This window comes from Terribacillus sp. 7520-G, from assembly GCF_002271665.1.
Classification (GTDB): domain Bacteria; phylum Bacillota; class Bacilli; order Bacillales; family Amphibacillaceae; genus Terribacillus.
In genome coordinates, this window is sequence record NZ_NQFP01000005.1 from 1 (window position 1) to 18,847 (window position 18,847).

Genomic DNA, 18,847 nt, shown 5'->3' on the forward strand with positions numbered 1-18,847 from the left:
GGAAGTACCCGATTATTTAATTGGTTGCTGTTTCAATTACGGATTGAGGTCCAGTATCAAGTACAGTATAGTAAAACGTATAGCATTTGATAGTAGAATAGGTGGAAATCCAATGAATACAAGCCAAGATTTCATGAATGAGTGGCTGGCACTTGATAATTTACAAATGAAGCTGAAGAAGGAATTGGAAAATGTTCTGCAAAAAGAGTGCAGTCTATCGATAAAAGAGTTTTACGTGCTGTACCATCTCTCTAAGGCTCCGCAGAAAAAACTCCGTCTGCAGCAGCTTCAGGAATTGATCGGGCTGAGCCAAAGTGCCCTTTCCCGCTTGGTGGGGAAGATGGAAGCAGCCAGCTGCGGAGCTTTGCAGAAACATGTCTGTACGGATGATCGCAGAGGGACTTATACACAAATGACAGAATCAGGGGAGAAGAAACTGCAGCGAGGCCTTAGTGTATTCTATGAAGTAATAAGGGACAATCTGGCTCAATTTGATGCGGAAGGTATATGGAAGCAATTATTGCAGAAACTATAATATGACGTATTTTAAAAGTACCTGATAAGGTACTTTTTGTTTGTGCGCATCATTTGACAGTACAGCACCAAACACGATAAATTAAATGCATGCGTGATGCATATAAATGAATCCTAAGGAGTCTTCAAAATGAAACATTTATTCAGTACATACAAAATAAAGAATCTGGAACTGAAAAACAGAGTCGTCATGCCGCCAATGTGTCAGTATTCCGTCGATAAGAAAGATGGAATTGCCAATGAATGGCATTATCAGCATTATGTCAGCCGGGCAGTGGGCGGAACAGGCTTCATCATTGTGGAGATGACTGATGTAGAACCTGATGGACGAATCACGGACTATGATTTGGGATTATGGTCAGATGAACAGGTGCCAGCTCTTGCAAGGATTGTGGATGCAGTGCACAGCCATGGAGCGAAGATCGGCATCCAAATCGCGCATGCTGGGCGTAAAGCAGAAGATGCACCTGAACCGGTCGCGCCATCTGCGATTCCATTTGATGAAAATTCCAAAACACCAAGAGCACTTACTACCGAAGAAGTAAAAGGAATGGTCGAGAAATTCCGTCTGGCAGTAAGACGTGCCGTGCAGGCCGGCTTCGATGCCATCGAAATTCACGGTGCCCACGGTTATCTCATCCATCAATTCCATTCCCCGCTTACCAATAAACGGGATGATGAGTATGGTCAGGATCTGACGAAATTCGGACGGGAAGTCATCCAAGCAGCTAAAGCGGAAATGCCAGGCGATATGCCGCTGATTGTACGTATTTCAGCACAGGAATATGTAGAAGGAGGCTATGGCATCAAAGAAAGCATCGAGTTTGCGAAAGCATACCAAGAAGCGGGAGCAGACATGTTTGACATCTCTTCCGGCGGCGAAGGTCAGATTGCGGCGCAAGGAAGACCTGGAACACATGCAGCTTACCAAGTGCCGCTAGCACGTCAAATCAAAGAGGCACTGCAAGTTCCGGTTATTGCTGTCGGAAGACTGGATGATCCAATCCTGGCCAACGCAGTCATTGGAAATGAAGAAGCAGATCTTGTACAAGTCGGCAGAGGTATGCTCAGAAATCCTTACTGGACATTGGAAGCTGCCAAGCAGCTCAGGAAAGAGACGAATGTACCGAAGCAGTATGAAGCAGGATTTTAATTAATTCAATAATGATACAAGCCCACCTGCTGCAGGATCAGGTGGGCTTTTTGTGTACACTTTCTAGAAAGAAGGCAATTATATGTATTGATTGTCCAGTGGCATATTTCTTCTCCTTTGTGGATTGTGAAGGGATAACCATATTTCGGATTCTTTTATCATCCATGGCCCCATTTTTTCTAGGTATGAACATAATTGATCCGTATCCGCAACAGGATTGATTGCATAATGGAGTGCTTGTCTCATGTTTTGTTCTTGGTCAGGAAAATGCTTGGCAAACGCTTCATATGCAGGATACAAATCCCGTGTATATCGTCTTTCTTTTTCCAATATCAGGGCAAGCCCGGCTCTGATGATGATCTTCATGATCCAAACACAACAATCCAAGATATCTTCTTCATCTTCATTTCCTTGCAGGTCTTTTTTTGCTGTTTCCATGCAATGCTGTAAATGAAAAATATGATCATTGGCGAGCGTCCTATCAGCTTTATAAGAAGGCAGGTGACGTCCTGCATCATTTCCATATACACATATACTATGTGTTTTGATCATAAATGGAATGATGGAAAAAATCCTCGTATCATTAAATTCCTCGATGTGACAGAAGCTCAATTCCACTCCGTTTACACAGCTGAAGGCTTTGTTTAGCTGTTCTTCAGCTTTGCTGACCCACTTTAACTCCAGCTCATTTATTTCAATATTCGTGATGCAGATTGTATCTAAATCAGAAACACCGCATATTCCCAATCCGCGCGGAATGGATCCCCTGATATATACACTATGAAGGCTCGAGCCCAACTGGTCCTTATAAACTTGAACCACTTTCTTTATCAAATCAAAATATACTGGATCGACTTTTTTCTTTTTTTGCTTCATTTATTATGAAACCTTTATCGTCATTTGCGCAAAAATGCCCGATTTTTTTTATTTGTACCAAATAAACCTCTCCTTCGTTTTCGATTTAACGACTTAGCAATGGTTGCTGATAAGGACTCTTCTAAAGTATGAGAAACTGATTGATGGATCCTTCTTTGAAATACGTGCAGGCTGAAATATGTAATCCAAAATAAAAACACTATGATAGACTAATAGTGATTTGGTAATGAATGGATCTGCAGAAAGGGTGGTTCTCTTGAATATACTATGGGACTTTGATGGAACATTATTTGATACATATCCAGCTTATACCAATGCACTATCTTCCGTGATAGGAGAAGCAATCGATAAGGAGGATATCTATTATAATTTAAAAATATCTTATTCTCATGCAATAGAACACTATGACGTCCCGCAAGAGAAAGAGGCAGAAATAAAAACGCTCATAAAGAATTTAGTGCCGCGAGATTTAAAGCCGTTTGATCATGTCGAAGAAATACTTCAGTATGCCAATAAGAATGTCATCATGACCCATAAACATAGGGAAGGAGTCTTGGCTATCTTGCAATATTATGGCTGGGAGAAGTACTTTGCTGACATGGTAACAATCGATGATGGCTTCCCTCGTAAACCTGATTGTGCAGCTTATAAGTACCTGCATGAAAAACATGGTATCGATTTAGTCATCGGGGACAGGGAATTGGATTTGCAGCCTGCCAAGGATCTTGGTATCGCAGCATGCATGTATCAGGGTAAAAGCAGTATAGCTGATTATCACTTAAATGATTACGCGGATTTCTTTAAACTTGATTTGCCGGTTGCCGATTAATGAAAACCTTTGATTTGCCACTTCCTCACAAGAAAATCCCTCCTGTATAATTCACGTGATGGGAATTTTCGGTAATATTATGAGTGTATCATGAATCCAGTGGTTTTAAGTGAGGTCCAGGATCAAAAAGGAGGAAGAAGTCCAGTGTTTGTCATCAATGTGGAAGGAGCCATCCCCCGCGATGGTAAGTGGCTGCTGATCAAAAGAGGTGAAAAAGAGGAGCATGCGGCGGGATGTTTATCCATGGTTGGCGGTAAATGTGAATTGGAAGGTGCATCTGCTGATATCCTGGAAAAGACACTGAAGCGTGAGATCTTCGAAGAGATAGGGATTGATGTGGAAGGGATGACTGTGAACAGCACTTCCTTTGTTACCGGCAAAGGGACGCATGTGATCGATATAGTATTTTTATGCCGGCATAAATCCGGTGTACCTTATGCCAAGAGCAGGGAGGAAGTGGAGGAAGTAATGTGGATGACGACAGAGGATATACTGGTACATAAAGATGCACCTTCCTATTTAAGGGAGAATATTACATTGGCTGTGGATAAGCTCAACTCAAAAGAAAAGCTGTCATAACAGACAGCTTTTCTTACTCCTTCAAAGGGATAGCTTCTCGCATGTTGTAGTCATGCTTTACATAAGCAATGCCGTCCATGATCCTTCTGGCGGTGCGGATTACTTTTATTTCTGATAAGCTGGAGTATGCTGTCTCGGTCACACCTGATGGATGGGCAATTCTCAAACTGCCGGCTGTGTTTCTTGCCAGCTTTTGTGGCAGCGTACCCGTAATGGCACATGCAGCAGTCGTGCAAATGGCACCGGTTATGGCGAGTGCTTCATGAGGCTTTTGCATGGATAGCATACGCACATGGATATCCATATCCTGAGCGGAATGGGTGTTGTCGTTCATATCTATAAATGCTTTTGGTTTTCCTATCAATGCTAGTTTCGGAACTGCAGGGGAGAGCTTGGTAGCTTGATCCCTGCTTGCAAAACCGCACAGTTCAGCAGCGGCAGCGCGTATTTCCTCGCACTGCTGAAGTTTTGCTTCCGTAAAAGCATCAGGCAGGATGGTTCCTTCTATATCCAGAGAAGCAGCTTCAATAAAAACCAGGGGATTTGCAGCATCAACGATGGAACAGTCGATGCTGCCGAAGCTTGTTTCCAGTGAATCGGTAATATTCCCGGTAGGGAGTAATTCACCTGTGACGGATCCTTCTGCATCACAAAATGTCAAGGTTATCCCGGAACCATGACCCGGCACTCCGGGGATGGAGGTCGTACCCGACGTTTGTACGTTGCCATCCTTTACTGCTACTTCGGCAATGATCAGCTTTTTGGTATTCGTGTTCCAGATCCTCACCGTTGTGATGGGCTCTGTGACAGGGACGAGCCCTTCCTGAATTGCAAAAGGGCCCACCGCAGACGAAATATTGCCGCAGTTCCCGTTCATATCGACTGTTTCAGCTGTAATGCTTACTTGAGCAAAGGTATAGTGGACATCAAAGTCTTCTTCCGGTTCTGCTTTCCGTATGATGGCAGCTTTGCTTGTCAGTGAATTGGCTCCTCCCAATCCATCAATTTGCCGTTTATCCGGACTTCCCATCAAATCGAGAAGGAACGGCGTCCAATTCTCTTTTTCGGCAGGCATGTCTCTTTCATGAAGAAAAACACCTTTGCTTGTACCTCCGCGCATGTAGACAACAGGAACCTTTTCCATCTGCTCACGTCCTTTTTTGAAGGAATTAGTTTATACTGTCAGCATAGTCCCGGGTATTGATAAAATAAAATACAATTATTTTTCCTTTAGTTAAGATTTTTTTTATAACTGTGAGTAAGTACCTAGGAGGGTGCGTAATGGATGAGAAAGATTGGCTTTTATTGAAGTTATTAGGGGAAGAAAAGAGTGTCACAAAAGCTGCAGAGAGGTTGTTCACGTCTCAGCCCTCTTTGACGTACAGAATCCAAAAGATTGAAGAGAGCTTTCATGTTAAGCTGTTCACCAAACGGAACAGGGGAATCACATTGACGGCTGAAGGGGAATACCTTGCGGATTATGCGGTTGAGATGCTGCGAAAGCTGCAAGAAACGAAGGATGCAATAGCCAACCTGGGTAAAGAAGTGCAAGGTACGCTTCGTTTAGCGGTTTCCAGTAACTTCGCCCAATATAAGCTGCCTGGATTGCTGGCAAAATTCTCTTCCATCTATCCGAATGTCCAGTACAATGTACAAACTGGCTGGAGTACAAGGGTGATGAGATTATTGGATGGGGGAGATGTGCATTTGGGCATCCTGCGAGGAAATCATCGCTGGCAAGGGGTCAAAGAAATTCTGACAAGAGAACAACTATATATTATCTCCAAACAAAAAATCAGTATCGGTCAGCTGCCTTTGCTGCCTTTCATTAAATACAATACAGACACATCGCTCAAAACGATCATCGATGGATGGATCCATGAGCATTTGCAGCATGCACCGCTTACAGCAATGGAAGTGGATCGTCAGGAAACCTGTAAGGAAATGGTCAAACATGGGCTGGGATATTCCATTGTTCCGGAGATATGTCTTCGTGAATCCGACCAGCTGCATCGTATTGGATTGATGAATGATAAGAAGGAGCCATTGCTTCGTGATACATGGCTGATGTATGATCCAAAGTCGCTGGATCTCCAAGTCGTCAAAGCATTTATAGGGTTCCTTAAAACGGAACAGCATGTCACAATATAAAATTTATTTATGAGTATCGAAAAAATAGTTATATTTAACTTATCTCCTGCTATGTAATATGCTAAGTCAAATGCTTCTTCAAGCAAACTAATGAAAGCGTATTCAAGAGAGAGGGGAATGAGCATGCTGACTATACTTGGGTTTTCCATGATGATTGTATTCACTGTATTGATTATGTCTAAAAAGCTTTCTCCCATTGTTGCCTTGACGATCACACCGATATTCTTCGCTTTGATAGGCGGTTTTGGAGGAAGTGTCGGTGATATGATTTTGGACGGACTGCAAACGGTAGCCAGTTCGGCGGCTTTGCTGCTGTTTGCAATCCTGTTTTTCGGCATCCTGATTGATACCGGGCTATTTGATCCATTGATAAAGAAAATCCTTGCGCTGGTAAAGGGGGATCCGGTCAAAATTGCGATTGGTTCGGCTGTTCTGGCAATGCTGATTGCATTGGATGGAGATGGAACGACCACTTATATGATCACGGTATCTGCAATGCTGCCCCTTTACAAACGGATTGGTATGAATCCATTGATAATGGCGACAGTTGCGATGCTGGCATTGAGTATCATCAGTGGTATGACACCTTGGGGAGGCCCGGCAACCAGGGCGATTGCCGTATTGGGGTTGGATCCGTCCGAATTCTTCATCCCGCTTCTTCCGACGATGATCGGGGGTATCATTTTTGTCATCTTTACAGCCTTCATGCTGGGTCTCAGGGAACGCAAACGCATCGGAGTATCGAAGGTTGAGTCGAATTCCTATGATCCGGAACCGTATATGGCAGCGGCCTTGGAAGGGGATTTACTTAAACGGCCAAAGCTGCGCTGGATTAATCTGTTTCTTGTCATAGCCATACTGGTGCTGCTTGTTATGGGAATCATGCATCCGGCAGTTTTATTCCTTATCGGATTTGTTTTGGCGCTGACCATCAATTACCCGAACCTGCAGGTGCAGAAGGAACGCATCGCCGAGCATGCAAGCAATGCGATCACGGTTGTCTTGCTTGTGTTCGCAGCAGGTGTTTTTGCCGGTATATTGTCTGGAACGGAAATGGTCAATGCCATAGCCGGCTCGATTGTTGCATTCATTCCGCCTTCCATGGGAGAGCTTTTCCCGTTGGTTGTCGCCATCACCAGTCTTCCATTGACTTTTGTCCTTTCCAATGATGCCTATTACTTCGGGATGGTACCGATTTTCGCCGAAGCTGCATCGGCTTATGGGGTTGATCCAATCGAAATCGCCAGGGCATCTATCCTGGGGCAGCCGGTGCACCTCATGAGTCCGCTTGTAGCTTCCACTATACTTCTTGTGAGTATGCTGAAGGTCGACCTTGGGGCATTTCAGCGCTATGCAGTCAAATGGGCTGTGTTGACCTCGATATTCATTATTCTTGTGGCTATGGTGACAGGGGCGATTTCATTCAGATAGATAGCTGATCATGTGAATGTCCATTCGGATAAAAATCCAGCATGGATGCGGGGCATAACCCGGCAAACAAGACACAATGACGGAATAAAAAAGCACCAGCCGCATCTTGGCTGGTGCTTCATTTTTATGCATGCACTTGTGATCTTTCCGCAGGGGCGTATGCATCCAGATAGCTGCTGCTCCAGTCATCGATGTGCAGCTTCAGGATTTGGTCGATGGCAAGCAGATTCTCTTTGCTTAGCGTCCAGTCTGTCACTCCCGTCACTTCATCGAGCTGTTCCGGTGAGTAAGCACCCCAGATGGCAGCATCGACGCCGTCCTGCTCCAGTACCCAGCGTATTGCGAGCTGTGCCATCGTCTTCTCGCGATTGGCAGCAAAGGTCTTCAATTGCTCGACTGCATCCAGGATAGCCTCGAACCTTCCGCTTTCGAATAAAGGATGGGAAGAGCGGAAATCTCCTTCAGGGAATGTCGTCGATTTGGTCAAGCCATCTGCCAGCAAACCATGTGCCATCGGTCCCCAAGCCAATCCGCCGATTTGATGTCGCTGCGCATAATCGAACCATCCCCATAGTCCGCGCTGCAGCATGTTGAACTGATTCTGGGTGACATGAAGCGGTGCTTCCTTTTGAAAAGCTTCCATCTCCTGCGGTGTGAAATTACTGACTCCGATGGCGCGGATTTTTCCTTTGCGGAATAAGTCGTTCATGACGCCGGCAATCTCTTCCATCGGGATTTCGTGATCAGGCCAGTGTACCTGATAAAGATCGAGATAATCCGTACCCAGGCGCTTCAATGTCAAATCAAGTTCCTTTTCTACATTTTCAGGTCGCATATCCCGGAACAGTTGTGTATCATCGGTCCAATTGACGCCAGGTTTTCCAGCCAAAATGAGCTCATCACGCGGAATGCTGGATTCCTGCAAAGCCCTGCCGATGAATTCTTCCGATTTTCCCAGTCCGTAATCTGGTGCGGTGTCAATCAGGTTGATGCCTTGGTCAATGGCTGCATGGACAGTCTGTTTCGCACTGTCTTCATCTGGTTCACGCTGCCACAAATAACCGCCCATGGCCCATGTCCCCAAAGCAATTTGCGTTACTTCCAAGTCACTTGCACCAAGCTTGACTTTTTTCAACGTGTTTCATCCTTTCTCAGGTGCTTTTGGACGTTGTGTTCCCGTCTTCAGGAAAACAAAACACATGAGCTAAGCATCGTTTGTTGCCTCGAGCGGATTCCGAAATGGATGGTGCTCATGAATGCGGGGGAATCGCCCTTTAATTCTCCTTTCTCACGGACTATTCTGAAGCAGCCTCATGATGCCTCGGCTTATCCAAAGGAGCAAGCGGAGTGGCAGGAAAAGCAGTTCCGGCACCCAAAGCAGAAGCTCGACAACATCCCATTTATAATTTGGATTGTCTTCCTTTTTTCGTTTTCTCCTTCGTTCGCGCAGCGTCAATTGTCATTCTCCTTCCAGCTGAATTTAGTTGTCCTCATCATAACACAGCGGCGAACAAATTTTGTTATTTAAAGACGGGTGATTTCGGTCGCCTTGACAGATGAGGGCATCTGGAACACTATTGAAGAAAGCGCTTTCTAAAAGTCAGGCAATGATCTGGTAAAGGGGTGTCATGCTTGGATACAAAAGGACTGTGCAGGACGTTGATCGTTGATGATGAAATTCTTATTCGGCAAGGTATAAAACATTATCTGGATTGGGAGAAAGAAGGGTTCACGATTGTCGGCGAAGCTTCCAATGGTAGAGAAGCATTGGAACTGATTGAGAAGCTGGACCCGCATATCGTTGTCACAGATGTCGTCATGCCGATCATGGATGGAGAGGCTCTGATAAGGATCGTGAAAGAAAAATACCCGCATATCGGTCTGATCGTACTGAGCAGTTTCAGTGAATTCGATTATGTAAGAGGTGCTTTTCAAAATGGAGTCATCGATTATATCCTGAAACCGAAGCTGAATGCAGAGGTCCTGCTGCAAGCGCTGCGTCTTGCTGCAGGACAGTTGGAAGATTTTCATCTTAGTAGCACAGGCGAACATGATAAAACATGGAAGGAAAAGCTGCTGCGCCTTTTTGAAGGGGTGGATACGTCTTTTCATGAAGAAATAGCAGCCTATTTCCCATCTAAGCATTTCCAAGTAGTAAGCATCAGGCAGGAGGCAAGCCAGGATGCAGGATCCATTCGCAATACGGCAATGAAGAACGGGAGCTTTTTCCCTATCATATCAGGTGCGGATAACGAAATTTCCCTATGGAACGGCGAGGAAATACTTGATGAAAATGCGTTCCCGGATGTCCCGGCTTCAGCATGCATCTGTGTTACGAGGCCTTTCGATGATATTTTGGAGCTGAAAGAAAAACAAAAGGAACTCGAGCAGTTGGAGAGCTATCGTTTTTATTTTCCGGATAAGGGTTATCTTTCGGAAGCGAGCCTTCCCCTGGATACTGCTGAAGAGTGTGAATTCGAAATGGATGGGTTTATCGAAGCGTGCAAGCGGGATGACTTTCAGGAGGCGTTTCGTCATGTACAGGAGCATATGGAGCGGTCGGCTAAAAATTATAAACAGGATATAGCCGAGTACAAAGCTTTTCTCAATAACGTCATGTTCAATCTGATTGTGCTGCTTGGCAATGGGAAGTATCAGACGGAGCTGCTGGAGAAGAGGAAGTATGATTACTTCCAGCGTGTTGTCCAAGCGGAAGATATATACAAAGCCAATAAAACGATTGCATCTTTTTTAAAGGAAGTGGAATGCCTTGTAAAAAGCGAAGGCGGCCAGGGACATATGCGAAAGCTGACCGCGTACATCAAGGAGCATTACCATGAAGCGTTATCGTTATCGGATATTGCGAATCATTTCCATTTCAGCCCTTCTTATCTATCCAATTACTTTTCCGCACATAGCAGGGAGGGATTCAGCGGGTATCTCAATCGCGTCAGGATCGAGGCGGCCATCAACTTGCTAAGACAAAACGATATCCCTATTTCAAAAATCAGCGAACAAGTAGGGTTCTCTGATCACAGCTATTTTTGTCGAGTCTTCAAGAAGCAAACAGGCTATTCTCCTTCGCAATATCGACGGAAACGGATGATGAGCTGAGGAGGGGAGGACTGATGCATGTGATCAAAGACCGTCTCCATCCGAATGGTTTGTTCATGAAGATGTTCCTTGTGACAGTTGGACTCATCATTTTGGTGGCTATTGCAGTTACGTTTGCGACGATCAGGATGGCCGAGCAGTTTTTCGTCGAAAAGTTCAGCATCACAAATTCACAAATCATCAATCAGATTCAGTATGATTTTGAAGAATTGAATTACAGTATTGTGATGGCAGCCTCCAATGTGGATCAAAGCAGTACGATAGAGGCATTTTTATCCGGGGAAGAACCGGATAATGCACGTATGCAAAGTCTTTTCCATGTCATGCAGCAGATTGATCATATCAGGGAGCGTCTTGGCAACCAGAATGTCGAGATTGCCATCGCTGATCGGGAGAGGATCACCTATACGACGAATTTCACGTATTGGCCGGCTTCCCCCGGCGTAATCCGGGGACACGAAATCACAGAAACGATCACAGAGCAGCCGAATAAGCTGCTTTATTTTCAAGATTCACAGGAAGCAAATGATAATTATGTAATCGCGGCGAAGGCTCTGCGCGATAGGGAAACGGAGCAAGCCCTGGGAGCTGTGTATTTTCCTATCAAAGAAGGGCAGCTGCGTTCCTTCTATACCGACTATGTAAAACCAGGGAATGATTTTTATGTGGTGGACAGAAATGGCAAAGTGGTTTCCAGCAGTCTGGCAAGCGCGATTGGACAATCGCTGCCGGAGCTCAGTCAGCAAGCAGAGCGTATGGAAGCTGCCGGAGTCAGGTACCGGGAAGTCGAATTCCAGGATACCAATCAGATCATGCTGGCAGAATACCTGCCTTATTTCGATATGTACCTTGTCAATATGGTGGACAAACAAACCGCTGTCGGAAACCTGATCGATACGAAACAGATAGTGTTATTACTTGCAGGAGTTGTTGTTCTTGCCCTGATCATTGTTTTCCTTGTAACGAAGCGTTTGACCAACTCGCTTTCCAAGCTTGTCAAGGATATTGAAGCAGTCCCGAAAAAAGGTCTGCAGCGTCGGCTTGTATATGAAGGAACATATGAAACGAAGCAGATTGGATCGGCTTTCAACAGTATGATGGATGAACTGCAAGTATATGTGGAAAGACTCATCGAAGCACAAAAGCAGCAGCGTCATGCTGAATTGGCTGCTTTACAGCAGCAGATAAATCCGCATTTTCTTTATAATACGATGGCTTCCATAAAGTTCTTGGTCCAGATGGGGGAACGGGAAGAAGCAGAAAAGACGATTGACGCGTTCATCACCCTGCTTCAGAATACTGTCGGCAATGTGGATGAGTCGGTCACAGTCGAGCTGGAAGTTGAAAACCTGAAAAACTATGTGTTGATCAATCAGAAGCGATATGGGGATAGAATACAGGTTCAATTCATGATTGCACCGGATTGCATGGAATATCGCATTCCTAAGCTGATTCTGCAGCCCTTTATCGAAAATTCATTTTTCCATGCTTTCAATAAGACTGCCGAAGGAACCATCTCGGTCCTCATTTGGCGTGAGGCAGATGATCTTATTTGCGAAATTGCTGATGATGGAGACGGGATGGCCGCCAATATAGAAAGCCTTCCTCATACGAATCGTAATCGGCAGCTGTTTTCGGGTATCGGTGTGAAAAATGTCCATGAACGCATGCAGCTGCTGTATGGACCGGACTATGGCGTATCCATTGCAAGCAAAGAGGGGCTGGGTACGAGAGTCAAACTGAGACTGCCAGCTTCAAAGGAAGAGGGGAAGAACATCATCTAGCATCATATCAGGCTCTTTATCTATATGCAGAGGGAAGAAGGGTACGATAAATAATGCAAATAACGAAAAATAATCCTAATACCAAACTGTAAGCGCTGTCAAAATGGTGATTTAATCCAAGGATCGCTTAATAATCTCCTAACAGGGTCCGAGAAGTGCATGCTACGATGGAATCAAGGAGATAGCGCTTACAAAAAAGGGGAGGTAAACGGATGAAGAGATTATTTGCACTTTTATTTGTTGGTTTGCTCGTTCTGTCTGCATGTTCTTCGGGTTCCAGCTCGGAGGCAGACGCTGATACGAACGATATCAAAGTCTGGGCATGGGATCCGAATTTCAACATAAAAGCAATGGAGCTGGCGAAAACAGCTTATCAACAAGAAAACACCGAGCTGAATATCGAAATCATCGAAAATGCCCAGGATGATATTATCCAAAAGCTGAACACAAGCCTCAGCTCTGGAACGACAAAAGGACTTCCTAATATCGTGCTGATTGAAGATTATCGTGCACAAAGCTTCCTGCAGTCCTATCCAGATATGTTTTATGCAGTCGACGATAGCATTTCCACCGATGATTTCGCGAAGTATAAAATTCCGACAACCAGCTTCGAAGGCAAGCAGTATGGTGTACCGTTCGATTCCGGTGTGGCTGGGCTGTATGTTCGGACGGACTACTTGGAAGAAGCAGGCTACAGTATAGAAGATCTGCAAAACACAGATTGGGAGAAAGTGATCGAAATTGGAAAAGCCGTCAAGGATGCAACAGGAAAGCAAATGCTTACACAGGATCCGAAAGATCTTGGTTTGCTGCGCATGATGATTCAGTCAAGTGGGGCTTGGTATTTGGAGGAGGACGGTGTAACGCCTGACATTGCGGATAATGAAGCGCTGAAAGAGGCTTTCCGTCTGTACAAGGAAATGATCGATGCAGACTTGGTGAAGCCGCATTCCGACTGGAGCCAGTTCATCGCAGCAATCAATAATGGCGATATTGCCATGGTGCCAAGCGGCAACTGGATCACTCCTTCCATCAAAGCAGAAGCATCACAATCAGGGAAGTGGGCTGTCGCACCGTTTCCAAAGCTTCCTGGCATCGAGTCCGTCAATGCTTCCAATCTTGGGGGCAGCTCATGGTATGTACTGAACGTTCCCGGAAAGGAAAAAGCCGCTGAATTCTTGGGCAAGACATTCGGAGCGAATGTTGATTATTACCAGCGGTTTGTTGAAGAGGTCGGCGGTCTTGGAACGTACCAGCCTGCAGCAGACGGGGAAGCATACCAGGCAGAAGATGAATTCTTCGGCGGCCAGAAGATACTATCCGATTTCGCCGCTTGGACAGAAGAGATTCCGCAAGTCAATTATGGGCTGCACACGTATGTGATCGAAGATATCCTGGCGAATGAAATCCAGAAATATCTGGATGGCGAGGATCTGGACACAGTCTTGGAAAATGCTCAGTCGCTGGCAGAGCAGCAAGCGAAGTAAATCTATGGCCCTGGGACGCCGAGGACGCATTGGCTCCCGGGGCCTCTTTCGAAAGGAGTCCGCCTTCATGAATATTCCTGAAAAACTCGGGCCGGAAAAACTTGCCCAAAGACCAGCACCGCGTAAAGCCAGTTCCCTTAGGCTGAAAAATACAATGGTCGGCTGGTCATTTGTCACATTGGCTTCCCTGCTGATCGGAATCTTTTATTTCTTCCCGATGGTACAGGCGCTGCTATTATCGTTTCAATCTGGCAGCGGCGTGAATCTGACGTTTGTCGGCTTCGAGAATTATATCCGTCTATTCCAGGATCCGGTTTTTCTGACAACGGTGAAAAATACAGTGATCTACTTGATCATCCAAGTACCTGTCATGATTTTGCTGGCTTTATTCCTGTCAGTTGTGCTGAATGACAAGACGCTGAAATGGAAGGGCTTTTTCCGGACTGCCATTTTCCTGCCCTGCGTCACGTCGCTTGTTGCCTATTCGGTGGTATTCAAATACTTGTTCGCGCCTGATGGAATCGTAAATATGACATTGATGAAAATCAATCTCGTTTCCGAGCCGATACAGTGGCTGACAGATCCTTTCTGGGCAAAAATCACCATCATCCTGGCCATCACGTGGAGATGGACTGGTTATAATATGATCTTTTATCTTTCTGCCCTGCAGAATGTGGACCGCTCCATCTATGAAGCTGCCAAAATCGATGGTGCTTCCGCCATCCAGCAATTTTTCAAAATCACGATTCCGATGCTGAAGCCGATCATACTTTTCACATCGATCACTTCGACAATAGGCACACTCCAATTGTTCGATGAAGTCATGAACATCACGGCTGGAGGCCCCGGTAATGCGACCATGACCATTTCACAATATATCTATAATCTGTCCTTCAAGTACACACCTGATTTTGGCTATGCAGCGACTGTTTCCTATGCGATCGTGATCCTGATCGTCATATTCTCGATCATCCAATTCAAAGCGGCAGGTGATAAAAAATGAACCTTTCCAATAAAGTGATTGGTTATCTGTTTCTCAGCATCTGCGCGATCATCTCCATTTTCCCCTTTTACTGGATGATCGTCAGCATGACGAACACGTCTGCAGACGTTACAAGGGGGAAATTGCTTCCTGGCGGGCATTTTGTCGAGAATTTCAAAAACCTATTAGGGTCGGTCGATTTGGTGCCCGCATTGATGAACTCGGCGATCATCGCTGTTGCTACGACCGTCCTCAGCTTGCTTATCGCTTCCCTGGCAGGCTATGGATTTGAAATTTACCGCAGCAAAGCGAAGGATGTCGTCTTCAATATTTTGCTTTTATCCATGATGATCCCATTTGCTGCTCTGATGGTGCCGCTGTTTCGCATGTTCGGCTCCATCACGCCGGTTTTGCCGTTTATCGGAATCGATACATTGACAGCGGTCGTGCTGCCGACAATCACGACAGCCTTCCTGATTTTCTTCTTCCGTCAGAGCACGAAAATGTTCCCAAAAGAGATTTTGGAGGCTGGCCGGATAGATGGATTGAAGGAAATCGGTATCTTTTTCCGAATTTATGTACCGACAATGAAAACAACATACGCTGCAGCGGCCATCATCACTTTCATGGCTAGCTGGAATAATTATCTCTGGCCGCTCGTTGTCCTGCAATCTCCTGATAAACAGACGATTCCATTGCTCATTTCGAATCTTGGTTCCAGCTATTCGCCGGATTACGGCATGATCATGATGGCAATCGTCATCGCAACATTGCCGACAGCGATCATTTTCTTCTTCATGCAGAAGCATTTCGTCGCAGGAATGATGGGTTCAGTGAAATAACAGCTATATAGGGAGGAAGAGGGTATGACAATCAATACGGGTATCACCCCAAGTTTGGATTGGCTTAACGATCCTAGTGTGTTCGCCGTGAATCGCGTTCTGGCACATTCGGACCATGTTTACTACGAAACGCTGGAGCAGGCGGAAGCAAAAGGAAGCATGCCATGGCGTCAAAGCCTGAATGGGAAATGGAAGTTTCATTATGCCAAGAATCCCAACGCCAGGCCGGCTGATTTTTTCAAAGCAGATTTCGATTGCAGCTATTGGGATTCCATCTCGGTTCCAGCTCATATCCAGCTGGAAGGGTATGGGACACCGCAGTACGTGAACACGATGTACCCTTGGGATGGTGTGCACGATATCCGGCCGCCGCAGATTCCTGAGGAAGATAATCCTGTCGGCAGCTATGTTCGGCATTTCACCGTTCCCAGACAGATGGAAAATATGCCCTTGTATATATCGTTTCAAGGCGTGGAGTCTGCTTTCTATGTATGGCTGAATGGCAGGTTTGTCGGCTATAGCGAGGATTCTTTCACACCGGCCGACTTTGAACTGACGGATTACCTTCAGCCTGGGGAAAACAAACTGGCTGTCGAGGTGTACCAGCGCAGCACGGGCGCTTGGCTGGAGGATCAAGATTTCTGGCGCTTTTCCGGTATCTTCCGCGATGTGTATCTGTACACGACGCCCCAGCTGCATGTGTTTGATTTATCCGTTCAAGCGAGGTTGGATGATACGTACAGCAAAGGTTCTTTGAAGGCTGCAATGCTCTTCCAAGAGACAATCCCGGCAAGGGCAAGGATCATAGGCAGTTTATATGACAAAAAGGGCAGCTTGATGCAGGAAGCAGAAGGGCTATTCCAGGAGCAGACGGCTGTCGTGACGTTCAAAGTCGATCGGCCGCAGCTATGGAGTGCAGAGGATCCCTATCTGTACACACTATATTTGAAAATCTTCAATGAGGACGATCAGCTTGTCGAGGTCGTCCCGCAGTCCGTCGGCTTCCGGCGCTTCGAGCTGATTGATAAAGTGATGTGCCTGAATGGCAAAAGAATCGTTTTCAAAGGTGTCAATCGCCATGAATTCAATGCACGTACTGGGCGCGCCGTCACCGAGGAGGATATGCTGTGGGATATCAAGACGCTGAAGCAGCATAATATCAATGCTGTCCGTACTTCCCATTACCCGAATCAGACTCGTTGGTATGAACTATGTGATGAATATGGATTGTATGTCATTGATGAGATGAATCTTGAAACACATGGCAGCTGGCAAAAGCTCGGTCAGGTGGATCCATCCTGGAATATACCGGGCAATCTGCCCCAGTGGCAGGATATCGTGATGGATCGCGCCATTTCGATGCTGGAACGGGATAAAAACCACCCATCCATCTTGATATGGTCCTGCGGGAACGAATCATATGCAGGAGAGGTGATCGTCAATGTGGCGAATTATTTCCGGGAAAAGGATCCCAGCAGGCTCGTCCATTATGAGGGGGTGTTCCATGCACGCGAATACGAGGAAGCGAGTGACATGGAAAGCCGGATGTACGCAAAAGCAGCGGATATTATCGAGTATTTGGAAAAGGACCCGCAAAAGCCGTTCATTAATTGTGAATATACACATGCGATGAACAACTCACTGGGCGGAATGTACAAATATACGGAGCTGGAAAATCAATATCCGATGTACCAGGGCGGGTTCATTTGGGATTATATCGACCAAGCGCTCTGGAAGAAGAATCGGTATGGGCAGGAGTATCTTGCATTCGGCGGCGATTTCCATGACAGACCGACAGACTATATTTTCTGTACCGATGGCATCGTGTTTGCCGACCGCAGGCTCTCCCCAAAAATGCAGGAAGTCAAATATCTGTATCAGAACATCAAGCTGGATGTGAAGGATAAAAGCATCGTGCTGCGCAACGAAAATCTCTTTGCTGATACAGCTGCGTATGATCTGGTCTGGGCGGTCAAAAGAGATGGTGTGGCTTGTCATGAAGATAAAATCGATCAGTCGGTAAGTGCTGGGGGGCAAGCGGAATTCCCCCTCGATATTCCTGCTGATGTGATAGCAGAGCCGGGAACCTATACGATTGATGCCAGCATGAGATTACGTGAGAGCACGAGGTGGGCAGAAGCTGGATTCGAAGTCGCATTCGGACAATATGTATGGGAAAAGAAACCACCTGTCATTGCGAAAGCAGCAGGTCAGCTCCGGGTTGTCGAAGGGGATGTGAATATCGGGGTGCATGGATATGGCTTCAGTGTCCAGTTCTCGAGAGCGGCAGGGAGCATGACATCACTTTGTTATGATGAGGAGGAACTGATCGAGACACCCCCTTATCCGACATTTTGGCGAGCCAGTACGGATAATGATGACGGATATCAGCATAGCTATACTGCAGGGGTATGGCTCGCGGCAAGTGTGGCGAGAAGATGTACCGATATAGCGGTGGATGTTTTAGAGGAGCAAGTCGATGTGACATTCACCTATGCTTTTTCGATAGCGGAAAAACTGCAGGTTCAAACCATATATTCGATTTTCCCTGATGGAGCCATCCGAGTGAAAGCGAACTGTCAAGGAGCAGAAGGATTACCTGATTTGCCAACTTTTTCCCTCTCATTCCGCACCTCTGCAGATTATCGTAATCTGGAATGGTTTGCGAAGGGGCCTGAAGAAAATTATGCAGACAGGAATCACGGAGCAAGACTTATCCGATTCAAGAATACGGTCGATACGAACGGTACGGCATATGTACGGCCGCAGGAATCCGGTACCAGGACTGGAGTGCGGTGGCTGAAAGTCACGGATGCAAAAGGAAGAGGGGCAGTGCTGCGCGCTTATGATCTGCCGCTCACATGTAATGCTTCCCCGTATACTGCCTTGGAGATTGAACAAGCAAATCATCCCTATGAGCTGCCGCCGATTCATTACACTGTATTGACTGTATCCGGCAAGCAGATGGGCGTGGGGGGAGATGATAGCTGGGGAGCGCCGGTACACCCGGAACATAGGCTGTCTTCTGATGATGATCACAGTTTTGTCTTTACGATTAATAGAGTATAAAGAAAGAGGCTGGGAC

The 18,847-nt window shown here is 46.0% G+C and carries 16 protein-coding genes; 12 read left to right on the top strand and 4 right to left on the bottom strand.

Going from position 1 to position 18,847, the window contains the following annotated elements; translation table 11 throughout:
* The first annotated feature begins 112 nt into the window (after positions 1-112).
* Positions 113-535 (top strand): MarR family winged helix-turn-helix transcriptional regulator, encoded by a 423-nt coding sequence (locus CHH53_RS02015; protein ID WP_095214463.1) that lies wholly within the window; start codon positions 113-115, stop codon positions 533-535.
* A 129-nt stretch (positions 536-664) separates the two neighbouring features.
* Positions 665-1,687 carry an NADH:flavin oxidoreductase/NADH oxidase gene (locus CHH53_RS02020; protein ID WP_095214464.1) on the top strand — a complete coding sequence of 341 codons (1,023 nt, stop codon included), beginning with the start codon at positions 665-667 and terminating at the stop codon, positions 1,685-1,687.
* Positions 1,688-1,765: 78 nt separating this feature from the next.
* On the opposite strand, the gene CHH53_RS17550 is transcribed toward CHH53_RS02020, so the two are convergent.
* Complete coding sequence (locus tag CHH53_RS17550; RefSeq protein WP_233134776.1) at positions 1,766-2,305, bottom strand: hypothetical protein; 540 nt, start codon at positions 2,303-2,305, stop codon at positions 1,766-1,768.
* 514 nt (positions 2,306-2,819) lie between these two features.
* Between CHH53_RS17550 and CHH53_RS02030 the strand changes: the two genes are divergently transcribed.
* Both CHH53_RS02030 and CHH53_RS02035 read left to right on the top strand, forming a co-directional pair.
* A complete protein-coding gene (locus CHH53_RS02030; protein WP_095214465.1) occupies positions 2,820-3,392 on the top strand; it encodes an HAD-IA family hydrolase in 573 nt (190 codons plus the stop codon).
* A gap of 144 nt (positions 3,393-3,536) precedes the next feature.
* Entirely contained in the window at positions 3,537-3,971 is a 435-nt protein-coding gene (locus CHH53_RS02035; protein ID WP_095214466.1) for an NUDIX hydrolase, read from the top strand.
* Between the two features lie 13 nt (positions 3,972-3,984).
* Here CHH53_RS02035 and CHH53_RS02040 read toward each other — a convergent pair whose 3' ends face one another.
* A complete protein-coding gene (locus CHH53_RS02040; protein WP_095214467.1) occupies positions 3,985-5,115 on the bottom strand; it encodes a 2-methylaconitate cis-trans isomerase PrpF family protein in 1,131 nt (376 codons plus the stop codon).
* A gap of 137 nt (positions 5,116-5,252) precedes the next feature.
* Between CHH53_RS02040 and CHH53_RS02045 the strand changes: the two genes are divergently transcribed.
* Positions 5,253-6,122, top strand: a complete 870-nt coding sequence (locus CHH53_RS02045; RefSeq protein ID WP_095214468.1) for a LysR family transcriptional regulator — start codon at positions 5,253-5,255, stop codon at positions 6,120-6,122.
* Between the two features lie 123 nt (positions 6,123-6,245).
* Complete coding sequence (locus CHH53_RS02050) at positions 6,246-7,553, top strand: CitMHS family transporter (RefSeq protein WP_095214469.1); 1,308 nt, start codon at positions 6,246-6,248, stop codon at positions 7,551-7,553.
* A gap of 124 nt (positions 7,554-7,677) precedes the next feature.
* Here the strand turns inward: CHH53_RS02050 and CHH53_RS02055 are convergent, their stop codons facing one another.
* The gene (locus tag CHH53_RS02055; protein ID WP_095214470.1) at positions 7,678-8,688 is read right to left on the bottom strand and encodes an aldo/keto reductase; all 1,011 of its coding nucleotides are present in this window, start codon (positions 8,686-8,688) and stop codon (positions 7,678-7,680) included.
* A gap of 153 nt (positions 8,689-8,841) precedes the next feature.
* Complete coding sequence (locus CHH53_RS17235; RefSeq protein WP_158221449.1) at positions 8,842-9,009, bottom strand: hypothetical protein; 168 nt, start codon at positions 9,007-9,009, stop codon at positions 8,842-8,844.
* A gap of 176 nt (positions 9,010-9,185) precedes the next feature.
* Between CHH53_RS17235 and CHH53_RS02060 the strand changes: the two genes are divergently transcribed.
* From CHH53_RS02060 to lacZ, 6 genes are all read left to right on the top strand, one after another.
* A complete protein-coding gene (locus CHH53_RS02060; protein ID WP_095214471.1) occupies positions 9,186-10,667 on the top strand; it encodes a response regulator transcription factor in 1,482 nt (493 codons plus the stop codon).
* A 14-nt stretch (positions 10,668-10,681) separates the two neighbouring features.
* Positions 10,682-12,451 carry a cache domain-containing sensor histidine kinase gene (locus tag CHH53_RS02065; protein WP_095214472.1) on the top strand — a complete coding sequence of 590 codons (1,770 nt, stop codon included), beginning with the start codon at positions 10,682-10,684 and terminating at the stop codon, positions 12,449-12,451.
* A gap of 212 nt (positions 12,452-12,663) precedes the next feature.
* Complete coding sequence (locus CHH53_RS02070; protein ID WP_095214473.1) at positions 12,664-13,938, top strand: ABC transporter substrate-binding protein; 1,275 nt, start codon at positions 12,664-12,666, stop codon at positions 13,936-13,938.
* 154 nt (positions 13,939-14,092) lie between these two features.
* Positions 14,093-14,941, top strand: coding sequence for a carbohydrate ABC transporter permease (locus CHH53_RS02075; protein WP_233134777.1), 849 nt, complete (start codon positions 14,093-14,095; stop codon positions 14,939-14,941).
* Positions 14,938-15,762 (top strand): carbohydrate ABC transporter permease, encoded by an 825-nt coding sequence (locus CHH53_RS02080; protein ID WP_095214475.1) that lies wholly within the window; start codon positions 14,938-14,940, stop codon positions 15,760-15,762. The genes CHH53_RS02075 and CHH53_RS02080 overlap by 4 nt, the downstream gene beginning before the upstream one ends.
* Before the next feature lie 24 nt (positions 15,763-15,786).
* Entirely contained in the window at positions 15,787-18,831 is a 3,045-nt protein-coding gene (gene lacZ / locus CHH53_RS02085) for a beta-galactosidase, LacZ type (RefSeq protein ID WP_095214476.1), read from the top strand.
* The last annotated feature ends 16 nt before the right edge of the window (positions 18,832-18,847 follow it).

Excerpts from the sequence above, each read along its gene's own strand:
- lacZ (WP_095214476.1), top strand. The coding sequence starts at position 15,787 with ATGACAATCAATACGGGTATCACCCCAAGTTTGGATTGGCTTAACGAT.
- CHH53_RS02070 (WP_095214473.1), top strand. The coding sequence starts at position 12,664 with ATGAAGAGATTATTTGCACTTTTATTTGTTGGTTTGCTCGTTCTGTCT.
- CHH53_RS02075 (WP_233134777.1), top strand. The coding sequence starts at position 14,093 with ATGGTCGGCTGGTCATTTGTCACATTGGCTTCCCTGCTGATCGGAATC.
- CHH53_RS02020 (WP_095214464.1), top strand. The coding sequence starts at position 665 with ATGAAACATTTATTCAGTACATACAAAATAAAGAATCTGGAACTGAAA.
- CHH53_RS02065 (WP_095214472.1), top strand. The coding sequence starts at position 10,682 with ATGCATGTGATCAAAGACCGTCTCCATCCGAATGGTTTGTTCATGAAG.
- CHH53_RS02050 (WP_095214469.1), top strand. The coding sequence starts at position 6,246 with ATGCTGACTATACTTGGGTTTTCCATGATGATTGTATTCACTGTATTG.
- CHH53_RS02045 (WP_095214468.1), top strand. The coding sequence starts at position 5,253 with ATGGATGAGAAAGATTGGCTTTTATTGAAGTTATTAGGGGAAGAAAAG.
- CHH53_RS02015 (WP_095214463.1), top strand. The coding sequence starts at position 113 with ATGAATACAAGCCAAGATTTCATGAATGAGTGGCTGGCACTTGATAAT.
- CHH53_RS02040 (WP_095214467.1), bottom strand. The coding sequence starts at position 5,115 with ATGGAAAAGGTTCCTGTTGTCTACATGCGCGGAGGTACAAGCAAAGGT.
- CHH53_RS02080 (WP_095214475.1), top strand. The coding sequence starts at position 14,938 with ATGAACCTTTCCAATAAAGTGATTGGTTATCTGTTTCTCAGCATCTGC.